Annotated in this window: 1 protein-coding gene; it reads right to left on the bottom strand. The window is 53.5% G+C overall.

Annotated features, from left to right (window positions below):
- Positions 1 to 243: response regulator (locus tag LK536_RS58990; protein ID WP_506092359.1), on the bottom strand; the 243-nt coding region annotated here is incomplete at both ends.

Raw genomic sequence — 243 nt, forward strand, 5'->3', positions numbered from 1 at the left:
CGTCCATACCGCTTTCAATGGATTTCTTCGTGTCCTCATCAAATGCATTGGCAGTAAGGGCTATTAGGGGAATGGTCCTGGAATCCGGCTTTCCCGAAGTACGTATCTGTCTGGCAGTCTCCAGGCCATCCATGACAGGCATGCGGATATCCATCAGTATGGCATCAAATTCCCCTTGCCCACTGCCGCAGAAGCAATCCAGGGCCTCGCGTCCGTCAACGGCGCAGGTTACGGAAAATCCGT

This window comes from Clostridium pacaense (genome assembly GCF_020709765.2).
Taxonomy (GTDB): Bacteria; Bacillota; Clostridia; order Lachnospirales; family Lachnospiraceae; genus Enterocloster; species Enterocloster hominis.